The following is a 25,671-nucleotide window of genomic DNA, read 5'->3' on the forward strand; positions in this document are numbered from 1 at the left end:
ATGCGCACCGTATTCCTGCTGCCGTTGATGCTGCTGGCGGCCTGCCAGCGTCCGGTGGATACCGGCGTGACCGCGGTACCGCAGGATGCGCCTGCCGCTGTGGTGGCGGCCGAACAGGAGCTGGATTGGCTGCAGATGCTGCCGCCCGATGAACTGGCGGCGCTGGAGCGCGGCGACGGGCCGGAGGTGCAGCACAGCGGTAACCGGCGCATGGCGCAGTTCGGTACGTTCCGCACGGTGGACGCAGTGCTGCAGCGACCGGTGCGGTTGCCGGGCTACGTGGTGCCGCTGGGCACCGCGGCCGACGGGCGCTTGAGTGAGTTCCTGTTCGTGCCGTATTACGGCGCGTGCATCCACGTGCCACCACCGCCGCCGAACCAGATCGTGCATGTGCGGCTGCCCGAACCTATCGCGATGCCGGACATGTATGCGCCGTATTTTCTTGCCGGGCATCTGCAGGCCGAGCGGGTGGACGACGATCTGGGTGGGTCGGCGTACAGCATGCGCGAACCGACGTTGAGGCCTTATGAACCCTAGGTGCTTGCTGATCGCGGTGCTGGGTCTGCTGGGAGCCTGCGGGCGCGAACCAGCGGGGGCGCCCACTGCTGCCGCAGCGCCGAGCGGTCCGCCCGAGGCTGCGGTGATCGCGCAATGGGACAGTTTGATGCCGGACCAGGATGTGTTCCAGCGACCCCCGCCGCAGATCGGTGTTGCCCGCGGCAATGGGATGCAGGGCATTGGCGGGCTGATCGATGACAGCGGTGCCGGCAGTGCGCCGGGAACGGTGATCGACCACTCCAGCCCGGTGCGCGCCAAGCAGTTTGGTTCGTCGGCGGTGGTGGAGGCGGTGGACGGTCGCCCGGTGCGCCTGCAGGGCTATCTGGTGCCGCTGGGCGGCGACGATGCCGGGCGGGTGAGCGAGGGATTGTTCGTGCCGTTCTACGGCGCGTGCATCCATGTTCCGCCGCCACCGCCGAACCAGATGATCCATGTGCGCCTGGCGCAGCCGATGGCGCCGGGCGCCTTGTGGGATGCGTATCGGCTGACCGGGACGCTGCGGGTGCAGCGGTTCGATGCGGATATCGCCAGCGCATCGTATGAGGTGGGGGATGCGGAGCTGGTGGTGGTTGAGGATGCAGCGCGGTGACCGTTTGGGTGTCGCGATGATGGGAAACGCGGTGCGGTGACCTTTCGGGCGTCGCGATGATGGGAAACCGGGTGAGGTGACCTTTTGGGCGTTGCGATGATGGGAAACGGGGTGCGATGCCCTTTCGGGCGCCGCGATGATGGGAAACGAGGGGTCGTAGAGTCGAGCTTGCTCGACTGCTTTTGGCAGAAGCAGTCGAGCAAGCTCGACTCTACGAAGGGCGCGGAGCAGTCGAGCAAGCTCGACTCTACGAAGGGCGCAGAGCAGTCGAGCAAGCTCGACTCTACGGGGCATGGCGCCTCCCCGGGGTGGGTTAGGTTCATATAACTATACCGGACGTCCTGTACAGTTATGGCCGTCAATTCTCCTTGCGGGCGTGTTCCATGGCGGTTTCCCAGTCTCTGGCCGGCGCTCCGGCCCTGTCCCGTGCCCGGCGCTGGGCGCTGCTGTTCACCGTGGCCGCGGGCCTGTTGCTGGTCACCTTGGACAACTCGGTGCTGTACACCGCGCTGCCCACGCTGAGCGAGGCGCTGGCGGCCACGCCGGCGCAGGCGCTGTGGATCATCAATGCCTATCCGCTGGTGATGGCGGGCCTGCTGCTGGGCGCCGGTACGCTGGGCGACCGCATCGGCCACCGCCGCATGTTCCTGATCGGGCTGGTGGTATTCGGGCTGGCCTCGATCGTGGCCGCCTATGCCGGCAGCGCCGCACAGTTGATCGGCGCGCGGGCGCTGCTGGCGGTGGGCGCGGCGGCGATGATGCCTGCCACACTGGCGCTGATCGGGCTCAGCTTCCACGACCCGCGAGAGCGCACGATGGCCATTGCGATCTGGGGCTCGGTGTCGCTGGTGGGTGCGGCGCTGGGGCCGATCATCGGTGGCTGGCTGCTGCAGCATTTCTGGTGGGGTTCGGTGTTCCTGGTGAATGTGCCGGTGGTCGTGGTCGCCTTCGTGGCCACGCTTGTGCTGGCGCCGGAAGGCCAGCGCGATCACTCCCGCCCGTGGGATCTGTGGTCGTCGCTGCTGGCGCTGGCCGCGCTGTCGGGCCTGGTGTTGGCGATCAAGTCGTGGATTGCCGCGCCGCCGGCCTATGCCGTGGGCGCTGCGGCGCTCCTGCTGGCCGCGGTAGCCGGTTACGCGTTCGTGCGCCGGCAGCGTCGTCTGCCATACCCGTTGCTGGATTTCAGCGTGTTCCAAAATCCGGCGTTCCTGGCCGGCACGTTGTCAGCGGTGTTCACGCTGTTCGCGTTGGCTGGCCTGCAGCTGGTCACCACCCAGCGCTTCCAGCTGGTGGCCGGCTTCAGCCCGTTGCATGCGGGGCTGCTGGTGTCGGTGGCCGCGCTCGGCAGCCTGCCCAGCGCGTTGCTGGGCGGCAGTCTGGTGCATCGGCTGGGCCTGCGGCCGCTGATCGCCGGTGGCCTGGGCATTGGTGCGGTGGGCGTGGCGGTGGTCGCGTTCGGGTTCCCGCTGGGGCTGGGCTGGGTGATTGCAGGTATGGCCATCACCGGTTTTGGCATGGGCGCGGCGATCTCGGTAGCGTCGGCGGCGATCCTCAAAAACGTACCTGCCCACCGTGCCGGCATGGCATCGTCGGTGGAAGAAGTGTCCTACGAATTCGGTGGCCTGCTGGCGGTGGCGCTGCTGGGCAGCCTGAGCGCGGCGCTGTACGGCGCGTTCCTGCCGGCGACGGGGCTGCCCGATGCCGCACGCGAGGGCTTCGTGCAGGCCGTGCATGTGGCCCGACAGAGCGGGCCGGAGCCCTGGTTCGCGCAGGCCACGGCGGCCTATGACCGCAGCTACCGTATCGTGCTGTGGGTGGTGGCCGTGGTGCTGGCGGTCGGCGCGATCGTCACCGGCCGACTGCTGCGTGGTCGCGCCGGCAGCCGCGAGGGCGCGGCCGATCGCGTAAAGTAGCGCGCATGAGAACCAGCAAGCGCCAACGCATCCTCGACGCCGCCGTGGCCGTCATCAATCGCGAGGGCGTGCGTGCGGTCACCTTCGAATCGGTGGCTGCCGAAGCGCAGTTGACCCGCGGCGGGCTGCTGTACCACTTCCCATCGCGCGAAGCGCTGCTGCGCGGGATCGACGAGCATCTGGTGCAGCAGTGGGAAGCGTCGATGGAAGTGCTGCTGGGCAAGCGCGCCGAAGAAGCCAGTGCGCTGGAGCGCTACCAGACCTTCGTGCGGGTTTCGGCGCAAAGTGCTACGCGGGCCGAGCTGTTGTTCATGCTGGAATCGATGGACCCGGAGGCCGGTGAACGCCCTTGGGCGCCGGTGATGGAGCGCTGGGCACCGGCGCCGCCGGTCAGCGTGGATGACGCGGCGGGAATGGATAGATTCGTAGCGCGGCTGGCGGCCGATGGGCTGTGGATCTATGAAGCCATGTATGAAGGCAAGCTGGAGCCGGCGCTGCGCGCGCAGGTGGCCGAGCGCATTGCTGGGTTGTTGGCGAAGCCGTAGCGTCGAGCTAGCTCGACGAATTTTCGCGTGGGGTAGTCGAGCAAGCTCGACTTTACCTCCCGAGCAGCCTGGGAAGGACTAGCTGCACGCTACAGCGTTGCTGGCATGCCAGTCACAAGCGCCACGCAAGCAGGTCGCTGGCGGACGGCTGCATTACGTCGCTACAAGTGCGCGGTCTACGGCAACGCGCCGCGATCGCTCCTGGTGTGGGCGGCGGGGCTGGTGGTGCTCGGCTTCGTTCTGCCATAGACGCCTCTGCTGGCCGCAGGGCCGCCAGTCCGGTGGTGGCGGATCGAACTCAGCCGTGTCCTATGGGGAGGGAGGCCAAAGCACCGATAACCTCGTGAACCCACCACCGGCCCTCCACGAGCGAGCCGCCCCGACGCGGTGCGTCGCTGGCGCCTGCTGCACCTTCCATGCACTGGTTTTCCTCCCTTCCAGCTCTGTTGCGCGGACGCGCCTCCTTCGACGATGAAGACTGCGATGTCAGTGCGCTGCGCCGGTACCAGCACCGCGTGCTGCTGTGGGGCGGGTGCCTGCTCAGCTTCGCCGTCGTTGCGGGTGTGGTCGCGCTGGTGCTGCTGCATGCCAGCGGCTTCCAGACACGTCGCCTGGAGGGGCTGCAGCGCACCCATGCCGCTGTCGAGGCGCATCTGGTGGCGGCGGACGCGGCCCACCGGCGCATGCTGAACATGGCCGAATATGCCTGGCGACATCGTCCGGACAGCGACGCCGCTACCCGACGGGCAGAGCGGCAGCGCTACCTGGCCGGCGGCCAGCGGATGATCGTCAGCGCCGGGCCTGAGAGCGCTCCGCAGATGGTGTTGGGGGTGGGCACCGAGACCTGGCCGCTTGCCCGTCTGGACCGCTATCTCACGTTGGCCCATTCGCTGTCGGTGATCCGCAGGCTGAGCACGCCGCAAGGGGAAGCGGATACCGCTGCCAGCGGTTTCTTCTTCGACCCGAGCCACCAGTTCCTGGTGCTTGGAGATGGCCTGACCGAACAGCGCCTGCTTGCGGCCACCGGCGCCGAGCATCGCGCTGGATTGTTCCAGCAGCTGCAATTGCTGTCCTCGTCCTCCGCAGATGCCGGGAACGCGTCGGGCGCCGCTGCGCGGGGCGGCGATGGTGCGATGCAGATCGCACTGGTGCGCGATCCCGTGTACGCCGCACCTTCGATCGCCGTGCGGCTTTCAGCGCACGACAAGACAGGTGCAATCGGTACCTTCGTGACCCTGGAGCCCACGGACCGGCTGGTAGGGGTGATGATGGCTGCTGATCGTGGCACGTCATTTGTGGTTGCCGCTGATGGCCGGGTGGTAGCGGGCACTGCGGACGCGGCGGAACTGCCACTGGCTAATGCGGTGCGTGGACTGCGCGCAGGCAGGCAGGGTGATGGGGCCGTGGTGGCGTTCCGGCGAGGGCTCCGCTTCTACCAGGCCCTGCGTGTCGCCGGCACCGACTGGCTGCTGGTGAACACCTATTGCGTGGGCGACATCGCTCATGATGGCCGGCGACTGTATGGTGTGGCTGCCGCGCTGGGAGGTGGGTTGCTGCTGGGCCTCTGGACGTTGCTTGCCTGGCTGCACTGGCGTGTATTCGGCCCGGCGCTGGCGCGTGCCGCGCGGGTCTACCAGGGGGAGCAGCTCAGCCGTTCCCTCATCCAGTTGTCGCCGGTGGGCCTGTGCCTGATCGACCGCGGCGAGGCTCGTCCTGTCCTGCAGAACGAGCTGATGCGCCACTATGCGGCCGCGGCTGAGCGCAGCGGCATGCCGCTGTACCTGCAACTGGTGCAGCTGGCATCCGAGCACGAATCGGGCGCCGGCACGTTCCAGGCGCCGGTGGAGTTCGAGCTGCCTGTTCCGGCAAACGATACATCACCCGGCCAGCAACTGCTGGTGGGTGCGGTGGGCGCCACCTACCAGGGGCGCAGCGTGCTGCTGTGCGCACTGCGCGATCTCAGTGCGCGAGTGGAGCTTGAGCAGCAGCAGGCGCAGGCACGCCAGGCGGCCGAAGCGGCAAGCCAGGCCAAGGGCATCTTCCTGGCGACGATGAGCCACGAAATCCGCACGCCACTGCACGGCATCCTTGGCCACCTGGAACTGCTGGGCCGCTCCTCGCTCGATGAGGATCAACAGGCCCGGCTGCGTCGCATCAACCAATCGGCCGACTCGCTGCTGCAGATCATCAACGACGTGCTGGATTACTCCCGTGCAGAGGCGGGCCAGCTGGAGCTGCACACCGAAACGTTTGAGCCGATCGTCCTGCTGGAACGGGTTGCCCTGCTGTTCGCGCCGCTGGCCGAAGCCAAGGGACTGGTGATGGACCTGTCAGTGGATGCGTCCGTGCCTGCCCAGGTGGAAGGCCCGCAGGCGCGCATCGAGCAGGTATTGCGCAACCTGGTCAGCAATGCAGTGAAGTTCACCCTGTCCGGCCGCATCGCGCTGCGTGCGCGGGTGGAACTTCAGGGCGAAACACTGTTGCTGCAGGTGGAGGTGGCTGACTCAGGTATCGGTTTGGACCCGTTGCAGCTGGAGCGATTGTTCCAGCCCTACGTGCAGGCCGATGCCAGCATCATCAGCCGCTTCGGTGGGTCCGGCCTGGGGCTGTCGCTGTGCCGCGAACTGTGCATGCGGCTAGGCGGGGAGATCCATGCGCGCAGCACGCCTGCGGTGGGCAGCGTGTTCACCTTCGCGGTACCGGTGGGGCGTGTGGCTGGCGCCGCGCCTCGGCCGCTTGCAGGACGCAGCGTGGTACTCGTCTCGGCGGCGGCCGGCTGGAGCGAGGAACTGAGCCGACGCCTGCAGGCATGGGGCGCCCATGTGCAGGTGTTCGATGATCCCGCGCTGCTGGCCCAGCACGATGTCGATGCGGCTACGCCGCTGGTGCTGTTCGAACGGGGGCCAGGTCGGGAACTGCCCGCCGCCGTCGAGGACGGGCGCTGCGTGGTCCGGGTGAGTGCCAATGGCCCCCTGCGAGCGCAGCGGCGGGGATCCATGTGGCGGGTATCCTGCTATTCCGGCGAGTCGCTGCTGCAGGCGCTGCAGGCACCGGCCCGACCAGGGCAGCGGCTGCTGGCGGTCGGGCAGGGCTTGGACTAGATTCATCGCGGGCGACACCGCACGACTTCATTCAAGGGGAATCTCCATGCTTCCGGCCGTGCCTGCAGCGAACAGCAACCAGATCGACGCACTGCGCAGGCTGCAGCGACGCCTGCTGTTCGGCGGGGGCGGCCTGATCAGCATCCTGATCCTGCTGACGGCCGTAGCCAGTCTCGTCGGTGGCATCGGCGCCTTCCATTCACGCGAGCGGCAGACCTTCCAGGAGGCGCAGTCGGCACTGGATTACTTCCTGTCCCAGCGCGACCGTGCCTATGCCAACAGCATCAATGCCAACGACGCCTTGTGGACGGACCAGCGCGACGAGCTGCGGCGACTGGGCGCGCCGTTGCTGCCCTCTTTCCACGCGCAGGGACAACAGCTGGTGGTACGCGCCGAAGGACGAGCGTCGGTGCCGTGGCTGGTACTTGGCAATACCGCACAGCCGATGCCGGCAGGCGAGCTCGAAGCCTACCTGGGCATGCTGCACGAGTATTCGGCCTACACGGCCGGGACCATCACTGCCCTGCAGACGCAGGGGCCGATCATCATGTATGCGTATGAGCCCAAGGGACGGCTGCTGGCCGTAGCCGGTGTGATCGACGAGGCCCAGCTGCTGCAGACCCTGCGTGTGCCGACCCGTGCCCAGGCGTTCGAGAAGCTGATGCAGATGGAAGCCGCGGTGGGTGATCGGACGCCCGCGCCGGGCCCGGTGGCGAGCGCCGCGCAGGGGCGCCGCCTGGTGTCATTTCTCGGTGACAATCCACTCAACGGTCAACCGGCACTGATCGGCGTGATGACGATGGCCCGCGCCGACGTGCCGTACTTCCGGCGCGTGGTGTTCGAATCCATCGACAACCTCAAGGAACGACTGGAGGCTACCGATCCCGGCAGTTACCTGGTGACCACCGGTGACGGGCGCGTGGTGCTGGCAGGCGGTCCGCTCGCGCAGTCACCCGCAACGTTGGCTGCGGCGCTGTCGGATGCGTCGTCTGCCGCTGGGCAGCGCCACTACCACGACGGATGGTTCCTGGTCAGCGGTTCACTGCGCGGGGTGGATTGGCGCCTTACGCATCTGTACGGCTGGGCGGACCTGTGGCGCGAGCAGCACGCGGCGATCCTGCTGCGGGTGTTCACCGCACTGCTGATCCTGGCGGCACTGTGGATGCTGCTGTGGCGGATGGACCGTCGCGTCTTCGCACCGGCGCTGGCCGATGCCTCGCGGGTATATGAGAGCGAGGCGCTGAGCCAGGCCATCATTGGTACCGCGCCGGTTGGCCTGGCGCTGCTGCGCCGCCGTGATGGTGCCGCACTGCTGCAGAACCAAGTGGCGCGCGAACTGGTCGGCGAATCCGGCCAGGAAGCAGCCGTGCCGGAGCTCTATGCCCAACTGATCGCGCACGCGCGCGGGCTGCTGCCGGCCAGTGGCGGTGAATTCAACTGGGCGCTCGACGCCGGTACCAACGACGCCCGCCAGCTGCAGGTCGCCCTGGCGGCAGCCAACTACCACGACCAGGCCGTCTGGGTGTGCGCGATGCGCGATGCCACCGCGCAGGTCGAGCTTCAGCAAACGCTGCAGCAGGCGCGGCAGGAATCGGAGCGCGCGCGCGAAGCGGCCGAGGCAGCCAGCCGCGCCAAGACCGCGTTCGTGGCGACGATGAGCCATGAGATCCGCACGCCGCTCAATGGCGTGCTGGGACATCTTGAGCTGCTGGCCCGTTCGCCGCTGCAGCCGGACCAGCACGAGCGCCTGCAGCGGATTCGTCTGTCGGCCGATTCACTGATGGCGATCATCAGCGACGTGCTGGACTTTTCCAAAATCGAAGCGGGGCAGCTCGATATCGATCCGCTGCCGTTCGCGCTGCGTGCGCTGATCGAACAGGCTGCGCTGCTGTACGCGCCGGAGGCCCAGCGCAAGGACGTAAAGCTGTACTTCGCCATTGATCCCGCGCTGGATGAGGTCTTCATCGGCGACGTGCATCGTATCCGCCAGATCCTCAACAATCTTCTGAGCAATGCGGTGAAGTTCACCGCATCCGGTCGCATCACCCTGCGCGCCGAGGATGCTGGTGGAGCAGGCGGGGAACGGCAGCTGCGCTTGCAGGTGATCGATTCGGGCATTGGCCTTTCAGAAGAACAGGTCGCCTCGCTGTTTCGACCTTTCCAGCAGGGTGATGCCAGCGTGTCCCGCCGCTATGGCGGCAGCGGGCTTGGGCTGGCGTTGTGCCGGCAGCTGGCGCAGCTGCTCGGCGGCAGCATCCATGTGCAGAGCACCTTGGGCGTGGGTAGCGTGTTCACTCTTGACGTCCCCGTTCAGCGTTCAACGGTTGCGGCAGCGCCGGACCAGCCGCTGTCCGGCTGCCGCATTTCCCTGCTGTCGTCGGCGCAGGAGTGGCGGCAAGAGATTGGGCAGTTGCTGCACCGCTGGGGCGCCGAGGTGACGGTGATCGAGCGGCCTGCGGATGGCGCCGCGGGGGCCGCGCTGGTGATCGTCGGCGAGCGCCGGGCCTGGACCGAGGATGAAGAGCTGGCGGTACTGCCCAGCTATGCCAGGGTGCTGCGAGCCTATCCCAAGGGACCGCTGTCGCCTGAGCAACGCGATGATGCGGTGCACGTCTCCTGCTACGCCAGTCCGGCACTGCTGCAGGCGCTGCGCGGGGATGGGATGCCCGTGCTGCGGACGCACGGTGCGGTGCCGCAGGCCGGAGCACGCCGCACGAGGGGGCGCGTTCTGCTGGTGGAGGACAACCCGGTCAATCGGGAACTGATCCAGCAGCAGCTGGAGGAGCTGGACTGCCAGGTCGATGCGATGGAAAACGGGCAGGTGGCTCTGACTGACTGGCGATCCGGGCTATGGGATATCGTGATGACCGACATCAACATGCCGGTCCTCGATGGCTACCAGCTTGCAAGGGCGCTGCGGGGGCGCGGCGAAACGCTGCCGATCCTGGCCGTAACGGCTACTGCGCTGGCCAGTGAACGCGAACGCTGTCGCGCGGCGGGCATCGACGACCTGCTGCTGAAGCCGCTGGACCTTGCCCGGCTGCAGGCGATGCTGGACCGCTACCTGCAGGCGCCGGCATCGTCGCCACCGCTGCGCTCTGTCGCAGGAAAGGACAAGCCGCACAAGCTGCGTGCACTATTCGTGGAAACCAGTACCCGCGACCTCGACAGGATGCAGTCCACAGGCGAGCGCCGCGACGACGCGGCGTTGCTGGAACAGCTGCATGCGCTGAAGGGCGTACTGCTGATGATGGGGGAAAAGCCGCTTGGCGCCCGCTTCGGCGATGCCGAGCGCTTGCTGCGCGAAGGACAGGCGCTGCCGGAACACGAACGCATCGCGCTGCTGTCCGATCTGCGCCATCTGATCGAAGCCTATCGCGATGGCCTTCGGGACGAAGCGTGAGCAGGCTGCCGCTATCAAGTATCCGGCTTGGCGGTGCGCAGCCCCAGCTCGCTGGCGAACTTGAACAGATCGGCATCCTTGTCGATGCCGAGCTTGGCCATTCCTGCGGTCTTCTGGGTACTGATCGTCTGCTTGCGGCGGTCCAGCCGGGCTGCGATTTCATTGATGCTAAGCCCCGACACGAACAACGCCAGCACCTCGTGCTCGCGCGGCGAAAGCGCCGCAGTGGCACGTGGCGCCCTGCGTGTGGGGAGCAGCTGGGTGATCGACGGCGACAGGTAGCGACGGTTGGCCCAAGCGGCCGCAATCGCCGCCGGCACGTGGCTGGTGTCGTCGGCCTTGCTCAGGATGTGGTCGATGCCGCTGGCGTGCAGCGCCTGGATCATCGCCGGCTGGTCCAGGCCGGTCATCACGATCAGACGCAGGTCCGGAAAGTGCGTGCGCAGATGGTCAAGCAGCTGCAACCCGTCACCGAAGGCGCCGCCTGGCATCGCGTAGTCGGTCACCACCACGTCGCAGGCGGTCTGCTCGAGCAACGTGACCAGCGCAGAGGAATCGCCCACCGCGCCGATGCAGGACAGGGTAGGTACTTCGTCGATGGCGGCTTCGATGCCCATGCGGATGACCGGATGGTCATCGGCGATGGCAACGCGTATGACAGGATGGGACATGGGAGACCCTGTTGAGTAGGCCGACAGAAATTGCCGTAGTTTGCGTTGACCACTATAAGGCAGCCGCCCCTGCTCTGGCAGGCCGTGCGGCGCGCCGTTACCGGAGGAAGCAAGCATGCCGTTGAACATCGCTGTGGCCGATGACCATCCGGTCCTGCTGGCCGGCATGGAACACCTGCTGCAGGCTGTGCCGGGCCTGGCTGTTGTCGGGCTGGTGCGCGACTCGACCGAACTGGTCGATCTACTCAGCCGTACAGCCGTCGACGTGGCGGTCTGTGATTTCTCGATGCCCAACGGCCGTTACGGGGATGGCGTCACGCTGCTGCACTTCCTGAAGCGCCGCTTCCCGGCCCTGCACCTGGTGGTGCTGACCGGCATGGAAAGCCCCTTGGTGCTGCGCTCGATCCAGCGGGCCGGGGTGTCGTGCATCGTCAGCAAGAGTGACCCCCTTGAACAGCTGGTGCCAGCGGTACACGCCGCCAGCTGCAGGCAGGCCTACATCTCGGCGGAGATCGCGCGGCTGATCGCCGAGGACGGCCTGCAGGGTGATGTGCAGGCGGCCGGAGGGCTGTCGAAGCGTGAGTCGGAGGTGCTGCGGATGTTTGCCGAAGGGCTGAGCGTGATGCAGATTGCCGAGCGCGTTGGACGCAGCCGCAAGACCGTCAGCACGCAGAAGGTTGCAGCGATGCGCAAGCTTGGATTGCAGCGCGATGCGGACATCTTCGAATACGCGCTGACGCACGGCCTTGTGCAGGCGTCACAGAACGCACGCGCAGGCGCAGGCGGTGAAGGATCCACCGACTGATTGAGGACCGGTCCGATGGACCCTGCGTCGTCCATGTCTAGGCTCGGAGACGGACCCCTTGCTGCGGTGATGATGTGCCCGTTCGAGACGACCCACGATTGACCTCCCTGCTGCTGCACTTCACCCGGCTGCCGGCAGCGGCGCAGGCGCACTTCCTCGAACTGTTGAACCACTACCTGTTTGCCTCGCCGAAGCGCCGCACCCAGCTACGCCGTCGTTGGCACCTGCTGGCGCCCGCCGAGGACGAGGACGATGGCGATGACGTGTGATCCCGGGTAAGGCGCGGTCAGCGCCCGTGGCCGAAATCTCGGCCGGGTCCGATGGAGGCCATCGACTTGGATTCCTAGCATTCCTCCCGTAGGCCAATGAACCGGCCTGCCGGGAAGGACGCTTATTCCCCAGGTGTCCCGCCCGTTCCCGGCCCCGCCGCTCTCCCCGGCGGCGGGGCCATTCCTCCGCCTCGCGCGGATCACACCTGTGAAGAAGAATCCAACACCATGAAGCTCCTCCCGATTGCTTCCGCTGCAACCCTCCTGCTGGCCGCTGCGGCCGCCAGTGCCCAGTCCTACGGCTCGGGCGTCATCGAGTTCACCGGCGAAGTGACCGACCTGACCTGCACGATTTCCGGCGGTGCAGGTGCCATCGGCACCACCAACATCACCGTGCCGATGGACGCGGTCCAGGCCAACCAGCTGGCAGCTGCCGGTGACATCGCCGGTCTGCACCCGTTCCAGCTGGTGATTGGCGGCCCGGGCCAGGGTACCTGCCAGAACGGCAAGATCGCTGAGCTGTATTTCGACCCGACTGCGGGCCAGGTGGACGCCGGCAACGGCAACCTGCGCAACCAGGAAGCGAATGCGCCGGCGGTCAATACCCAGATCCAGATGCTGTACAAGAACGCCGTGGTCGATCTGCGCGATCCGTCCTTCAAGACCGATCCGGTGACCATCGCCAACAACACTGCCGTGATCGACATGGCCAGCCAGTACGTCGCCGTCAATGGCGCTGCTGCGCCCGGCTTCGTGCAGTCGTACGTCAACTACAAGGTTGTCTACAACTGATGCCGCGCGGGGCCGTCGGCACATGCCGGCGGCCCTGTGGCCGGCCTCATCCATGAGGTGATCCATGCTTTCCTTCAACCGCATGCTCTGTGCCAGCGCCCTCGCCATTGGCACATTGTTCGCTCAGGCTGCCGACGCATCGGTGGTGATTGGTGGCACCCGCGTGGTCTATCCCGCGCAGGACAAGGAAGTCACCCTCAAATTCATGAACGAGGGCGAGCGCGCAGCGCTGGTCCAGGTGTGGCTGGATGATGGCGACGACCAGTCGACGCCCGATACCGCCCGTGCCACCTTCGCCGTGGCGCCTCCGGTGTTCCGGCTGGACCCGAAGAAGCAGCAGACCGCGCGCATCATGTTCACCGGTGCAGCGCTGGCCGCTGACCGCGAAACGCTGTACTGGCTCAACATGCTGGAGATTCCGCCGAAGACCGGCGGCAACGGCGCCAACATCCTGCAGTTCGCCTTCCGCACCCGCATCAAGGTCTTCTACCGTCCGCCGAACCTGACGGGCGAGCCGGTGCTGGCGCACCAGAAGCTGCGCTGGTCGTTGCAGTCCGGGCCCAAGGGGCTGCTGCTGCGGGCCGATAATCCGACCCCGTACTACGTCAATTTCGCCAGCGTCGGCCTGCTTGCCGCAGGCAAGGAGCTGGGCAGCCAGGGAGGCGGCATGGTCGCACCGTTCGCGCAGGCCGAGTTCCTGCTCGACGGGGTGAGCGGACGTCCGCCGGGTGAACTGAAAGGCGCGGTCACCGTGATCAATGATTTTGGTGCGCTGGTGCCGACCCAGGTGGCCCTGCAGCACTGAGTGCAACGCGGCGCGGACCCGGTCCGCGCCAGCCCTGATCCCCGGAGAACCTCCTGATGAACGCCCCGAACCGGGCGCCGGGCAACGGCGCCTGCCGCCCGCTGCGTGCCCGGCTGCCGATCCTGGTGGCGGCCATCCTGTTCGCCCGTGCAACGACGTCGTCCGCGTCGACGGCAGACGATGAGGTGTTCTTCGATGCCGCATTCCTGCCGGCCGGCGCTTCGGCGCGGCTGGACCTGGAGCGTTTCACCCAGGCGGACTACGTGGCGCCAGGAACCTACCGTGGGGACATCCGCCTCAATGGCCAATGGCAGGCACGCACCGATATCGTCTATCGCGAGGTGGATGGCAGCTCGCGCCTGTGCCTGGACGCCGAACGCCTGCAGGGTTATGGCATCGTACCCTCGCGGCTGCTGGCCGACCCGGCTCAGGCACCGCTGCGGCCGTGGCCGCAGGGCGAATTCTGTGAGCCGCTGGGCGATCTGGTTCCGGGCGCCACGGCGGTCTTCGACGCTGGCACACAGACCCTGGATCTGCAGGTCCCCCAGCTGTACCTGCGCAATGAGGCACGCGGCTATGTCGATCCCAGCCAATGGGATGCGGGCATTCCGGCGCTGGCGGTGGGCTACAACGCCAATGCCTACCACTACAACAACGGCAGTCGTGCGCGCTATTCGGGCTTCGTCGGCCTCAACGCCAGCGGTCGTGTGGCTGGCTGGCAGCTGGTGCACCAGGGTGCGCTGACGCTCGGCGGCAGCCAGCCGCAACGCTACCGCTCCAGTGCCGCTTACCTGCAGCATGACGTCGTGCCGTGGAAGGCGCAGCTGACCGTGGGCGATACCGCGACCCCCGGTGACCTGTTCGAGAGCGTGCGCCTGCGTGGTGCACGGCTCGGCAGCGATGACCGCATGCTGCCGCAGTCGCAGCGCGGCTTCGCGCCGGTGGTGCGCGGTGTGGCCGAAAGCAACGCGCGGGTGATCGTGCGCCAGCGCGGCGCGGTGCTGCACGAGGCCAGCGTGGCACCCGGCCCGTTCGAGCTGACCGATCTGTACCCGACCGGTTACGCCGGCGATCTGGAGGTGGAAGTGCGCGAGGCCGATGGCCGCTCGCGTCGCTTCAACGTGCCGTATTCCGCAGTACCGCAGCTGCTGCGCCCCGGCCAGTCGCGTTGGAGCGCGGGCCTGGGCCAGGTCGATGAGAACGGCCTGAGCGATGCCCCGGGGCTGCTGCAGCTGCAGTACCAGCGAGGCCTCAACAATGCGCTCAGCGCCTACGGCGGCGTGTCGGCCGGCGAAGACTACCGCGCGGCGGTGGCCGGTGCCGCCTTCAATACCGCGTGGGGCGCCCTGGCGGCCGATGTCTCGCTGGCGCGCACCGCCGTGCAGGGCCTGCCGGTGATGTCAGGCAGCAGCTTCCGGCTCGCCTACAACCGTAACGTGGTGCGCACTGGCACCAGCTTCGCCGTGGCCGCGTACCGCTATGCCACCCGCGACTACGTGAGCCTGCGCGACTGGGCCTCGCTGCGCGATGCCCGCGCCCGCGACCAGGACGCCGACAGCGTGGCGCGGCAGCGTAACCGCATGGACCTGAGCATGAACCAGCAGCTGGGCGAGCGCGGCGGACAGCTGTTCGTCATCGGAACCCGTCGCGATTTCTGGAACGCGCCGGGTCGCCAGTTGGATCTGAGCATCGGCTACAGCAACCAGTGGAAATCGCTGAGCTACAGCCTGAACTTCCAGCGCACCCGTGATTCGATCGATTTCGGCCGCGGCTACCTGCAGGACCGGGTGCCGGGTGCGGATCTGCCAGTGGCACGTGCGCAGGACGCCCGCGTGGACAATCGACTGATGCTGATGGTGTCGCTGCCGCTGGGCCGCTCGGCACGGGCCCCGCTGGGCAACCTGATGCATACCCGCAGCCGCAACGGTGAACCTGCCACCCAGCTGTCGACCAACGGAATCTCCTCGCTGGATGACCGTTTCAGTTATGGCGCGACCCTGTCGCGCATCGCGGGCAGCAACAGTGTGGACCTCAATACCGGTTATCGCGGCGCACGCGGACAGTGGGCAGCCAGCATCAGCAACGGCAGCAGCTACACGCAGCTGGGCCTGGGCGCTTCCGGCGGTGCGGTGTTGCACGGCGACGGACTGACCCTGTCGCCGCCGCTGGGTGACACGGTGGCGTTGGTGCACGCGGCCGGTGCCGCGGGCGCGCGCATCGAGAACGGGGGCGGCGCGCGGCTGGACAAGCGCGGTTATGCGGTGGTGCCGTTCCTGACACCGTATCAGCTCAACACCGTGTCGATCGACCCGAAGGGCACCGGATTCAGTGTGGAACTGCAGGAGACCGCTCGCAGCGTCGCGCCGCGTGCTGGTGCGATGGTACGGCTGGATTTCAGCACACGCAGCAGCCGCGGCCTGATGGTCGATGCGCGTACCGAGGACGGCCGGCCGCTGCCGTTCGGCGCCGAGGCCACCGATGCGGCCGGCAGCAACGTCGGCATGGTCGGGCAGGGCAGTCGCCTGCTGCTGAGCGGGCTGCAGGACTCCGGACCGGTGCAGGTGCAGTGGGGCACCGGCGCGGACCAGCAGTGCGTGCTGCAGGTGCAGATTCCCGCTGCCCGTTCCACCGATGGCTACACCGTGATTGACGGACGCTGCCTGCGACCGACGCCCACTGCGAATTCGCACCCCGCTGCGCCGCCACCGCTGGCCGCGCTGGAGAACGCCCCGTGAACGCCTTTCAATTCGTGATCCGCCTGCTGCTGGCAGTCCTGGCGCTGGCCTGGGCCAGCAGCCCGGCGTCCGCGCAGAACTGCCGGATGGCCGATGGCAACAGCGCGCTGGTCAACATCGCCAATCTCAACGGCTCGATCACGGTCGGCCCCGACGTGTCGGTGGGGACCGAGATCTTCCGGGCGACCTACTATGCCGGCCCCAGCAATCTGGTCAACTGCACCGCAGGACGGCTTGACCGCATCCGCCAGTACACCTCGCTGCCTTACCGCGCCTCCGGCTATGTGCACCCGCGCTACGGCACGGTGTATGAAACCAACGTGCCGGGTGTGGGCGTGGCTGTGTGGTTCAGCGGCAGCGGCTTTCCCATCGTCACCGAAGGTGACACCCAGGTGCAACCACCCACGTTCTTCCAGTACTGGCCGGTGCAGTCCTACGACGTGAGCCTGATCAAGATCGGTCCGATCAGTGCGGGCACGGTGACCGGCGCCAGCCTGCCGCAGTTCGAGTACCGCATGACCGGGGTCAACCGCAACGTGCTGCTGTGGAGCGGCCGCGTGCAGGGCAACCTGAGCATCGTCTCGCGCACCTGCTCGACCAGCGACGTGCCGATCGACCTGGGAACGCATCAGATGAGCGAGATTCCCACGGTCGGCAGCGGCACCGGTTGGGTGAACGTGCCCGTGGTGCTGCGCAACTGCCCCGCGTTCTTCGGCCGCTACCGCGGCCACCTGACCACCGGGACCGTGCAGACCGCCAACGGACGGGTCGACAACAGCATCCGCTTCCGCGTCGATCCGGTCACGGCCGTGGCCGATCGCACCCAATCGGTCATGGCGCTGCAGGACGACGGGGTCAACATGACCGCAACCGGCATCGGCATCCAGATCGGTACGCAGACCCAGGACTCGGTGGGCTTCAATGCCATGCGCGATTCCGGCCTGGCACTGACCGAGGTCAACAACGCGCAGTACACGCTGATGCTGCGGGCACGCTATTACCGCTTGAATGCCGCCGCATCGTCGGGGCAGGCCAACGGTGCTGCCACGATCACCCTGGAGTACAACTGAGATGCGCCTGCTGCTCGCCATCGCGATGCTGCTGTCCGCGCTCCCGCTGCAGGCGGCGGACCTGACCGTGCGCTTCAGCGGACGATTCCAGCCGGGCACCTGCCAGTTCAGCGTGGCCGACGTCGACGTGGGCACCTTCGAGGCGCCGTACTTCAGCAGCAACCCCAGCTCGCCCGCGGTCAGCTTCGTACTCAACCGCAGCAGCTGCGCCGCCGACCTGCGGGTGCTGCATGTGCGTCTGGCCGGCAATGCCGACAGCAGTGATGCGCGCTACTTCGCTGTGCCCGCCAGCGGCGGCGTGCGCGGTCTGGCCGTGCATCTGTACACATCGGGGCGGCAGACGCTGGCGCCCAACCAGCCTGGATTCGACTGGTACACCAGCGGCTCGGCGGCCGGTGGCTATCTGCTCTACGCACAGCTGATCCGCACCGGCACGGTAACGGCCGGCACCCTTCGTACCCCGGTGACCGTCCAGGTCACCTACAACTGAGAAACCACCATGCATCGTTCGACCGTTGTGCTGATGCTGGCCCTGGCCACTGCGAACGTGCAGGCACAGGACAGCCAACCCTTTTCCGTCTCCGGCGAGATCCTGCCCGGTGCCTGCCGCGTTTCGTTCCCCGATGTCGATCTGGGCTCGCATTCGGCGACCCTGTTCACCGGCAGCTTTGGCACGCCCTACGTGGATTTCAACGGCACGGTCAGCGATTGCGACCCGCTGGTGACGCGCGTGGCGATGACCTTCGACGGCAGCGCCGACGCCGACAACGCTCAGCTGTTCCAGGGCGTGAAGGGGGTGGGCATCGAGCTGGTGCGTGTGGTTGGCAGCACGCCCGTACCGATTCCGCCGGGAAGCCGCACGCAGTACGTGACCGCAGCCGGCAGCTATCCGTTCCGTGCGCGCTTCCTGCAGTCTGCCGCCAGCGTGGGGGCGGGCCGGGTGACCCGGCCGATCACCGTCTCGCTGTCCTACAACTGAGGGCCCGCCATGCGTCGTTTCCGCTCCCTGTTGCTGATGTCCGGCCTGTTGCTGTGCGCTGCTGCCGCGCAGGCACAGACCGCCACCACCACCAATTTCAACGTCACCGGCACCATCCTGCCCGGGGTATGCCGGATCGCCGTGGCCGACGTCGACCTTGGCACCTACCAGTCGACCCAGTTCACCGGTGCGTTCACTACGCCGTTCCAGAACGTCAACGTGGTGGTCAGCCAGTGCGATCCGTTGATCACCCGCGTCGGGCTGCACTTCGACGGCAGTGCCGACGTCAACGATGCGACCCTGTTCCAGGGCGTTGCCGGCATCGGCATTGAACTGCAGCGCACCAGCAGCGGGGCACGTCTGCGGCCGGGAGGATGGACGCAGATGACCACTGCGGCCGGCACCCATGCGTTCCGTGCGCGCTTCGTACAGAGCGCGGCCGCGGTGTCCGCGGGTACGGTCAGCCGGCCGATCACGGTCTCGATGACCTACAACTAGCCCTCCTCATTGCGCTGAACGCCGCCCACGCGTTTGCCACGCCACACCGCAATTAGGCCCGGTCCGATTCGGCCCGGGCCTTGTCTTTCCTACGATTTTCCCCGTGGACGCGGCCCTGGCCGCCTTTCGACCCGTTCGACCAACCAGGCACTTCGCCTACGGAGAATTTCATGAACAGCATCTATCGGATTGTCTGGAATGCGGCCATCGGCAAGTGGGTGGTCGCCTCGGAACTGGCCACGGGCCGCAGCAAGAAGGGCACCAAGGGGGCTGCACGCGCACTTGCTGCGCTGGGCCTGCTGACGCTCGCCGTGCCGCTGTGGGCGGCCGAGGACAACGGCACCACCTGTGTCCTGGACCAGGGCCAGCCGGGCGTGCTCGATGCGCAGGGCCGCTGCGTCGCGGCTGATGCCGATGCCGAGGCTGGCGCCGGGGTGTCGCCGCAGGCCCGCACCATCGGTGTGCAGGCCGCCGTCGACGACCAGTATGTGAAGGTGAATGGCTCGGGTGCCGCCGCCACGGCCGCAGGGGTGGGCGCGATCGCCATCGGCAACAACGCACGCGCATTGGCCGATGCGGACGGCAACGCCGACAACGCCATCGCCATGGGCGCCAACGCCAGCACCCAAGGCAACAATGCGGTGGCCATCGGCATGGGCGCCAGCGCCAACAGCCAGAACGCACAGGGCGCGGCAGGCTCGCTGGCCGTGGGCGCCAATGCCAACGCCGGCGGCTGGAACAGCGTGGCCGTGGGCTACAACACCAATGCCAGCGGCTCGGGGGCGGTGGCCGTGGGCCGCGGCGCGCGCGGCAGCGCTTCCGAAGCAGTGGCGATGGGTGACAACAGTTCGGCTAGCGCCGAAGGCGGCGTCGCCCTCGGCGGTTCGTCGCAGGTCACGGCTGCCGGTGCGGTGGCGATCGGCCGTGCGTCGGTCGCCAACCGCGCCAATACGGTGTCGGTCGGCAGCGCAACGCTGCGCCGCCAGGTCGTCAATGTTGCCGCGGGTACGCAGGCCAATGATGCGGTGATCGTGCAGCAGCTGCGCGCGGGCGTGCAGGCGCTGGGCGGCGGCGCCGACGTTGCCGCCAACGGCAGCATCACTGCGCCCAGCTATGTGCTCGGCCATGGCGGCACCCACACCACCGTTGGCAGCGCGCTGGAAGCGCTGGACGATGGCCTGACCACCACCACCACGACCCTGAACCAGTTGAGCACTTCGCTGGACAACGGCACCGTGGGCCTGGTGCAGCAGGCGGCACCGGGTGCCGAGTTGACCGTGGGCGCCAGCACCGACGGTGCGGCGGTGGACTTCAGTGGCACTGCCGGGGCGCGTCGCCTCCGTGGCGTGGCCGATGCCGCCTCGGCCGACGAAGCCGTGACGCTGGCGCAGCTGCAGGCATCCTCGGCGTCGGTGGCCGATGCGCTCGGCGGTGGCAGCGTTGCCGATGCGCAGGGGCGCATCGGTGCACCCACCTACACCGTGGGTGGCAGCAACTACGGTAACGTGGGCGATGCATTGACGGCGCTGGACGGCCGTGTCGGCGGCACCGGCCAGGACCTGGCCGACCTGCGCGACGCACTGGATGCAGGCAGCCGCTACTTCAAGGCGGACGGTTCGGGCGTGGCCGACGAGGCGGCTGCAACGGGTTCGGGCAGCATCGCGGCGGGTGCCAGTGCAGCCGCCAGCGCTGAACACGGCGTGGCCATCGGCTGGGGTGCGCGCGCGAGCAAGGGTGACGGTGCGATTGCCCTGGGTGCGAATGCGCGCGCCACGGGTGAGAATTCGGTTGCGCTGGGTGCTGAGGCGGTAGCAGACCGCGACAACGTCGTGTCGGTTGGCTGGGGCATGGGCGGTAACGGCACCCGCCAGGTCATCAACGTGGCCAACGGTACCGACGCGGCGGATGCGGTGAACGTGCAGCAGCTGCTTCCGGTCATCGATGGCCTGGGCGGCGGCGCCGCGCACAATGCATCGACCGGCACGGTAACCGGCCCGCAGTACAGCGTGGAGGGCCAGACCTTCGACAACGTGGGCGATGCGCTGTCTTCGGTGGATGGTGGCCTGACCGTGATCGATGGCCGCGTGACCCGCAACGAAGGCGATATCACCCAGTTGCGCCAGCAGCTGGTGGAACTGGGCAATGGCGAAGCCGGCCTGGTGCAGCAGGCGGCTGCGGACGCGGCTGTGACGATCGGTGCCGGTACCGGTGGCACCGTGGTGGACCTGCGCGGTACCGACGGCGAACGCCAGCTCAAGGGCGTGGCCGCGGGCACCGACGCCAATGATGCGGTGAACCTGGGCCAGCTGGCCTCGGCCGTCGATGACCTTCGTGCCACCGGCAACCGCTATGTGCGGGTGGATGGTGCAGGCGATGGCAGTGATGATGCGCAGGCCAACGGGCAGGGCGCGATGGCGGTAGGTGCATCGGCCCAGGCCAATGGTGCGGGCAGCGTGGCGTTGGGCCAGGGTGCGGTGGCACAGGCTGACAACAGCGTGGCGCTGGGCGCGGGCGCCGTTGCCGATCGCGCCAACAGCGTGTCGGTCGGTGCGGTTGGTGCCGAACGCCAGATCACCCATGTGGCCGATGGCAGCGAGGATACCGATGCGGTGAACCTGCGCCAGCTCAAGGCGGCCGGGCTGGTCGGCGATGGCGGGCAGATGCTGGATGCGGTGACCTACGATGCCGGCAGCCAGCGTGCACAGGTCACCTTCGATGGGACCAATGGCACCGTACTGACCAACGTGGCCGATGGTCGTGTGGGTGCAGGCAGCCGCGAGGCCGTGAACGGTGGCCAGTTGGCCGCGCTGCGCGACCAGCTGCAGGGCCGCATCGGCGATCTGGATGGCCGCGTCGGTGCCCTGGAAGCCGGCGATGCCGGCGGTGGCAGCGGCGGCAATCCGCCGTACTACGGTGCGAATCCGCAGCCCGGCGATCAGGCCGGTGACAACCCGGCCCAGGCCGTCGGCCAGGGCAGCGTGGCGGCGGGTGCCGGTGCAGAGGCCCGAGCTGACAACAGCGTTGCGCTGGGTGCCGGTTCGCTGGCCGACCGCGACAACAGCGTGTCGGTCGGCCGCGAAGGCGGCGAGCGCCAGATCACCCACGTGGCGGCCGGCGTGCAGGCCACCGATGCGGTGAACGTGGGCCAGCTGCAACAGGGTGTGCACGACGCCAAGGCCTATGCCGACGAGCGTGTGCAGGATGCCTGGAGCGGCATGGAGCAGCGCCTGGACCAGGTCAACCGCCAGGCCAACCGGGGCATCGCCGCAGCCGCTGCGCTGGCACCGATGACGCCGTACCTGCCGGGCAAGACCACCATCAACGCCAACCTGGCCAATTACCGCAGCGAAACAGCGATGGGCGTGGGCGTGTCGCGCTGGAGCGACAACGGGCGCGTCAATGTCAACGGTGGCGCGTCCATGGCGCGCGGCGACAAGCCGATCTTCCGCATGGGCGTCGGCGTGGTGCTGGGCGACTGAGACCGGCGCGGGGTGCGCCAGTTCAGCGCGCACCCCGCCGCAACCTGCTGAATCACAAACCATTCCACGGGTGTATCCGGGCGCGCTTTAGGCCGCGTCCGATACGCCAGCGGGGGGCGCTTGCCTAGCATCCAGTCATGGCTGCAACGACCTGCTGCCTACCCCCAACGGGCGTCCCGCCCTCGGAGAACGACCATGAACTGCATCTATCGCATTGTCTGGAACGCGGCCACCGGCAAGTGGGTCGTCGCCTCGGAACTGGCCCAGGGCCGTCGCCGTCGCATGAGCGCGGGCGTTGCCGCCGTACTGCTCGCGATGATTGCTCCGAACGTGCTGGCCAACAACATCCAGCAGGCACTGTGCAGCGCATCGCACGAGTTGCAGGAGGGCACCTGCGTGGACCCGGCTGCGCTGCGTGGCGTCCTGCCGCTGGCCGCAACCGATGACAGCCTGCTGGTGGTCAACGCCGGCAGCAACGCCACGGCCGCCAGCGTCAACGGTATCAACATGATTGCCATCGGCAGCAATGCCGTTGCACGACCGGCCAGCAATGGCGCCAACAACGGTGCCATCGCACTGGGCAGCAACACGCTGGCCGCCGGCACCAACGCCGTCTCGATCGGCTACGGTGCCACGTCCGACAGCCAGAACGGCTCGGGTACCAGCGGCGCGACCTCGCTGGGCGCCAGCACCCGCACCACCTGGAACGCGACCGCGATCGGCTTCCAGGCCAATGGCGCCGGTACGGTGGTAACCGCATTGGGTTCAGCGGCGGTGGCCACGGGCGAGCGAGGCATCGCTCTCGGCCGCGCAGCGACGGCAACCGGGCAGTATTCCTCGGCGATCGGCGCAGGTGCCCGCGCGACGCATGCCAACAGTGTTGCCATCGGCGCCGGTTCGGTTAGCCGTGGCAACGCTACGGTTGCGCTGGGCTCGACCACCGCACGCCGTGGCATCGAGAACATGGCCGCTGGCACCCAGGATAATGACGCGGTCAGCGTGCAGCAGCTGCAGGGACTTCTGCAGGCGACCGGTGGCGCGTTGTCGGCCGATGGCACTGTCATCGCGCCCGGCTTCGATCTCGCCCACGGCGGAACCCATACCAGCATCGGCAGCGCGCTTACCGCGCTGGACGGCGGGCTGTCCAGCGTAGAGGTATCGGTGAATGATCTGCATGCGCGCATCCGCCAGGGCACCGTTGGCATGGTCCAGCAGGCCACGGCCAGCGCCGACCTGACCGTCGGCGCGGATCGTGATGGCGCCGCCATTGGCATGGCTGGAACGGCGGGTGCCCGCCGTCTGGGCGGTGTTGCCGATGCGGCCGCCGGCGACGAGGCCATCAACAAGGCGCAGGCCGACGCCGCCGTGGCCAGTGTGGCAACGGCGCTGGGTGCAGGCGCGGGCGTGGCCGCAGATGGTACGTTGCGGGCTCCGGACTTCAATGTGCTGGGTGCCACCTTGCACAGCACCGGTGACGCGCTGCACGCACTGGATGCGGAAGACCGCACGCAGCGTGCCGCACTGGCCGACCTTGGAAGCGATATGGTAGTCGCCCAGCGCTACTTCCAGGCCGCCGCCGGTGACGCCGATGCGCCCGCGACCACGGGCGGGATCGGTAGCACGGCGCTGGGTAGTGCGGCGGCAGCAGGCGGCCAGCATTCGATGGCCCTGGGTGCCGACGCCCGTGCAGCGGGGCAGAGCAGCGTGGCCATCGGTGCCGGTGCGCGCGCCAACGGCGAGAATACAGTGGCGCTGGGCGCAGGCTCGGTTGCCGATCGCGACCAGGTGTTGTCGATTGGTGGCGGTACTGCGGGTGCGCGCCAGTTGATCAACGTGGCCAACGGCACTGACGCGACCGATGTGATCAACCTGCAGCAGTTGCAGGCCACGGTCGCCGCCCTCGGTGGCGGTGCGCAGGTGGACGCGGCCACCGGTATCGTGACAGGCCCGACCTATGTCGTGCAGGGCAGCCGTTTCCACGATGCGGGTTCCGCGCTGGGTGCAGTGGACGGGCAGCTGCAGCTGCTGGACCAGCGCGTCAACCACAGCGAAGACGACGTGCTGGACACGCAGCGCCAGATCGATGCGTGGAATGACGGCGACGCAGGCCTGGTACGCCAGGATGCCGCCAGCGGCAACATTGCGGTGGCGGCTGGCCGTGCCGGTGGCGTGGTCGACCTTGCGGGGGCGACGGGCGCGCGGCAGTTGAAGGGCGTGGCTGCTGCCGATGACGCAACCGATGCAGTGACACTGGCACAGATGCAGGATGGCCTGGCGGCGGCGCAGCCGGAGGACAGCCGCTATCTGAAGGTCGATGGTCGTGGTGATGGCAGCGACGACGCGTCCATCAGCGGCGTGGCGGCGCTGGCCATCGGCGCGTCGGCGCAGGCCGACGGTGCCGGGGCCATCGCGTTGGGTCAGGGCGCACAGGCTTCTGTGGACGGTTCCATTGCACTAGGCGCAGGGTCGGTGGCCGACCGTGCCAACGCCGTATCGATCGGGAGTGATGGTGCCGAGCGCCAGGTCACCCACGTGGCCGATGCGAGCGACGACACCGACGCCATCAATCTGCGCCAGCTGAAGCAGGCGGGGCTGGTGGGCGACAATGGTGATGTCCAGGAGACGGTTGGCTATGTGGCGGGCAGCGATCGCAGCCAGGTGATGTTCGGTGGGGCCGCAGGCACCGTGCTGGCCAACGTCGCCGACGGTCGCGTACAGCTGGGCAGTCGCGAGTCGGTCAATGGTGGCCAGTTGTCGGCCATAGGCGAAGGCATCGGCCGCCAGTTGGATGGACTGCAGGATCGTGTCGGGGTTCTGGAAGGCCAACCGGGCGACGGGGCGGGGTCGGATCTGCCGTACTACGGCGCTACCGGCAACGAGGCGCTGGTGGCCAAGGGTGCGCCGGCTGAAGCCACGGGCCAGGGCGCCGTGGCCGCCGGTTCCGGCGCGCAGGCGAATGCAGACAACAGCGTTGCGCTCGGTTCCGATGCCATCGCCGATCGCGCTGACAGCGTGTCGGTCGGGCACGCCGGGGGCGAGCGCCAGATTGCCCATGTTGCCGCTGGCAGCGCCGATACCGACGCGGTCAACGTGGCGCAGCTGCAGGAGCAGATGGCGTCGGTGAATCGTTACACCGACCAGCGCGTTGAAGCGATGGAGCAGGCCATTGGCGCAAAGGCGTCGCACATGTCGCGACAGATCAATCGCGGTATCGCCGCCTCGGCGGCGCTGGTGCAGGTCACGCCTAATCTGCCGGGGAAAGTGACACTGAACCTGGGTACGGCGACCTACCGGGGGGAATCGGCCTTCGCGCTGGGTGTGTCGCGCTGGAGCCGGTCCGGTCGATTCAACCTCAATGCCGGTGTGGCCATGTCGCGGGGTGACCAAGCGTTGTTCAACATTGGCTTTGGCATGGCGTTCGACTGAGCCCAGACACATTGACGAAAAACGCAGAACAGC

At 67.8% G+C, this 25,671-nt stretch carries 18 protein-coding genes; 17 read left to right on the forward strand and 1 reads right to left on the reverse strand.

Features of this window, described 5'->3' with window-relative positions:
* The 6 genes from G4G00_RS10470 to G4G00_RS10495 all read left to right on the forward strand — a co-directional run bounded on the left by G4G00_RS10470 (position 1) and on the right by G4G00_RS10495 (position 10,109).
* On the forward strand, positions 1-537 hold the full coding sequence (locus G4G00_RS10470; protein WP_164273238.1) for a DUF3299 domain-containing protein: 537 nt from the start codon (positions 1-3) through the stop codon (positions 535-537).
* Complete coding sequence (locus G4G00_RS10475) at positions 527-1,147, forward strand: DUF3299 domain-containing protein (protein WP_164273241.1); 621 nt, start codon at positions 527-529, stop codon at positions 1,145-1,147. Before G4G00_RS10470 ends, G4G00_RS10475 begins: the two co-directional genes overlap by 11 nt.
* A gap of 383 nt (positions 1,148-1,530) precedes the next feature.
* Positions 1,531-3,060: an MFS transporter gene (locus G4G00_RS10480; RefSeq protein WP_164273245.1), complete on the forward strand. Its 1,530-nt coding sequence runs from the start codon at positions 1,531-1,533 to the stop codon at positions 3,058-3,060.
* 5 nt (positions 3,061-3,065) lie between these two features.
* Entirely contained in the window at positions 3,066-3,605 is a 540-nt protein-coding gene (locus G4G00_RS10485) for a TetR family transcriptional regulator (protein ID WP_108753227.1), read from the forward strand.
* A gap of 416 nt (positions 3,606-4,021) precedes the next feature.
* Complete coding sequence (locus G4G00_RS10490) at positions 4,022-6,706, forward strand: ATP-binding protein (RefSeq protein WP_108753226.1); 2,685 nt, start codon at positions 4,022-4,024, stop codon at positions 6,704-6,706.
* Between the two features lie 46 nt (positions 6,707-6,752).
* The gene (locus G4G00_RS10495; protein WP_164273248.1) at positions 6,753-10,109 is read left to right on the forward strand and encodes a hybrid sensor histidine kinase/response regulator; all 3,357 of its coding nucleotides are present in this window, start codon (positions 6,753-6,755) and stop codon (positions 10,107-10,109) included.
* A 14-nt stretch (positions 10,110-10,123) separates the two neighbouring features.
* Here G4G00_RS10495 and G4G00_RS10500 read toward each other — a convergent pair whose 3' ends face one another.
* Complete coding sequence (locus G4G00_RS10500; protein ID WP_240336120.1) at positions 10,124-10,909, reverse strand: response regulator transcription factor; 786 nt, start codon at positions 10,907-10,909, stop codon at positions 10,124-10,126.
* Between the two features lie 37 nt (positions 10,910-10,946).
* Between G4G00_RS10500 and G4G00_RS10505 the strand changes: the two genes are divergently transcribed.
* The 11 genes from G4G00_RS10505 to G4G00_RS10555 all read left to right on the forward strand — a co-directional run bounded on the left by G4G00_RS10505 (position 10,947) and on the right by G4G00_RS10555 (position 25,638).
* Positions 10,947-11,585: a response regulator transcription factor gene (locus G4G00_RS10505; RefSeq protein ID WP_240336121.1), complete on the forward strand. Its 639-nt coding sequence runs from the start codon at positions 10,947-10,949 to the stop codon at positions 11,583-11,585.
* Positions 11,586-11,683: 98 nt separating this feature from the next.
* A complete protein-coding gene (locus G4G00_RS10510) occupies positions 11,684-11,854 on the forward strand; it encodes a hypothetical protein (RefSeq protein WP_159093977.1) in 171 nt (56 codons plus the stop codon).
* 228 nt (positions 11,855-12,082) lie between these two features.
* Positions 12,083-12,646, forward strand: coding sequence for a fimbrial protein (locus tag G4G00_RS10515; protein ID WP_159093976.1), 564 nt, complete (start codon positions 12,083-12,085; stop codon positions 12,644-12,646).
* Between the two features lie 64 nt (positions 12,647-12,710).
* Positions 12,711-13,451, forward strand: coding sequence for a molecular chaperone (locus G4G00_RS10520; protein ID WP_164273254.1), 741 nt, complete (start codon positions 12,711-12,713; stop codon positions 13,449-13,451).
* 56 nt (positions 13,452-13,507) lie between these two features.
* A complete protein-coding gene (locus tag G4G00_RS10525) occupies positions 13,508-16,186 on the forward strand; it encodes a fimbria/pilus outer membrane usher protein (RefSeq protein ID WP_164273257.1) in 2,679 nt (892 codons plus the stop codon).
* Positions 16,183-17,256 (forward strand): fimbrial protein, encoded by a 1,074-nt coding sequence (locus G4G00_RS10530; protein WP_164273260.1) that lies wholly within the window; start codon positions 16,183-16,185, stop codon positions 17,254-17,256. The genes G4G00_RS10525 and G4G00_RS10530 overlap by 4 nt, the downstream gene beginning before the upstream one ends.
* 1 nt (position 17,257) lies before the next feature.
* A complete protein-coding gene (locus G4G00_RS10535) occupies positions 17,258-17,746 on the forward strand; it encodes a fimbrial protein (protein ID WP_159093975.1) in 489 nt (162 codons plus the stop codon).
* Between the two features lie 9 nt (positions 17,747-17,755).
* Positions 17,756-18,235 carry a fimbrial protein gene (locus G4G00_RS10540; protein WP_108771720.1) on the forward strand — a complete coding sequence of 160 codons (480 nt, stop codon included), beginning with the start codon at positions 17,756-17,758 and terminating at the stop codon, positions 18,233-18,235.
* Positions 18,236-18,244: 9 nt separating this feature from the next.
* Positions 18,245-18,733, forward strand: coding sequence for a type 1 fimbrial protein (locus tag G4G00_RS10545; RefSeq protein WP_108753216.1), 489 nt, complete (start codon positions 18,245-18,247; stop codon positions 18,731-18,733).
* 170 nt (positions 18,734-18,903) lie between these two features.
* A complete protein-coding gene (locus G4G00_RS10550; RefSeq protein WP_164273263.1) occupies positions 18,904-22,212 on the forward strand; it encodes an ESPR-type extended signal peptide-containing protein in 3,309 nt (1,102 codons plus the stop codon).
* A gap of 195 nt (positions 22,213-22,407) precedes the next feature.
* Positions 22,408-25,638: a YadA-like family protein gene (locus G4G00_RS10555; RefSeq protein ID WP_164273267.1), complete on the forward strand. Its 3,231-nt coding sequence runs from the start codon at positions 22,408-22,410 to the stop codon at positions 25,636-25,638.
* The last annotated feature ends 33 nt before the right edge of the window (positions 25,639-25,671 follow it).

It is taken from the genome of Stenotrophomonas sp. B1-1 (assembly GCF_010894375.1).
Classification (GTDB): domain Bacteria; phylum Pseudomonadota; class Gammaproteobacteria; order Xanthomonadales; family Xanthomonadaceae; genus Stenotrophomonas.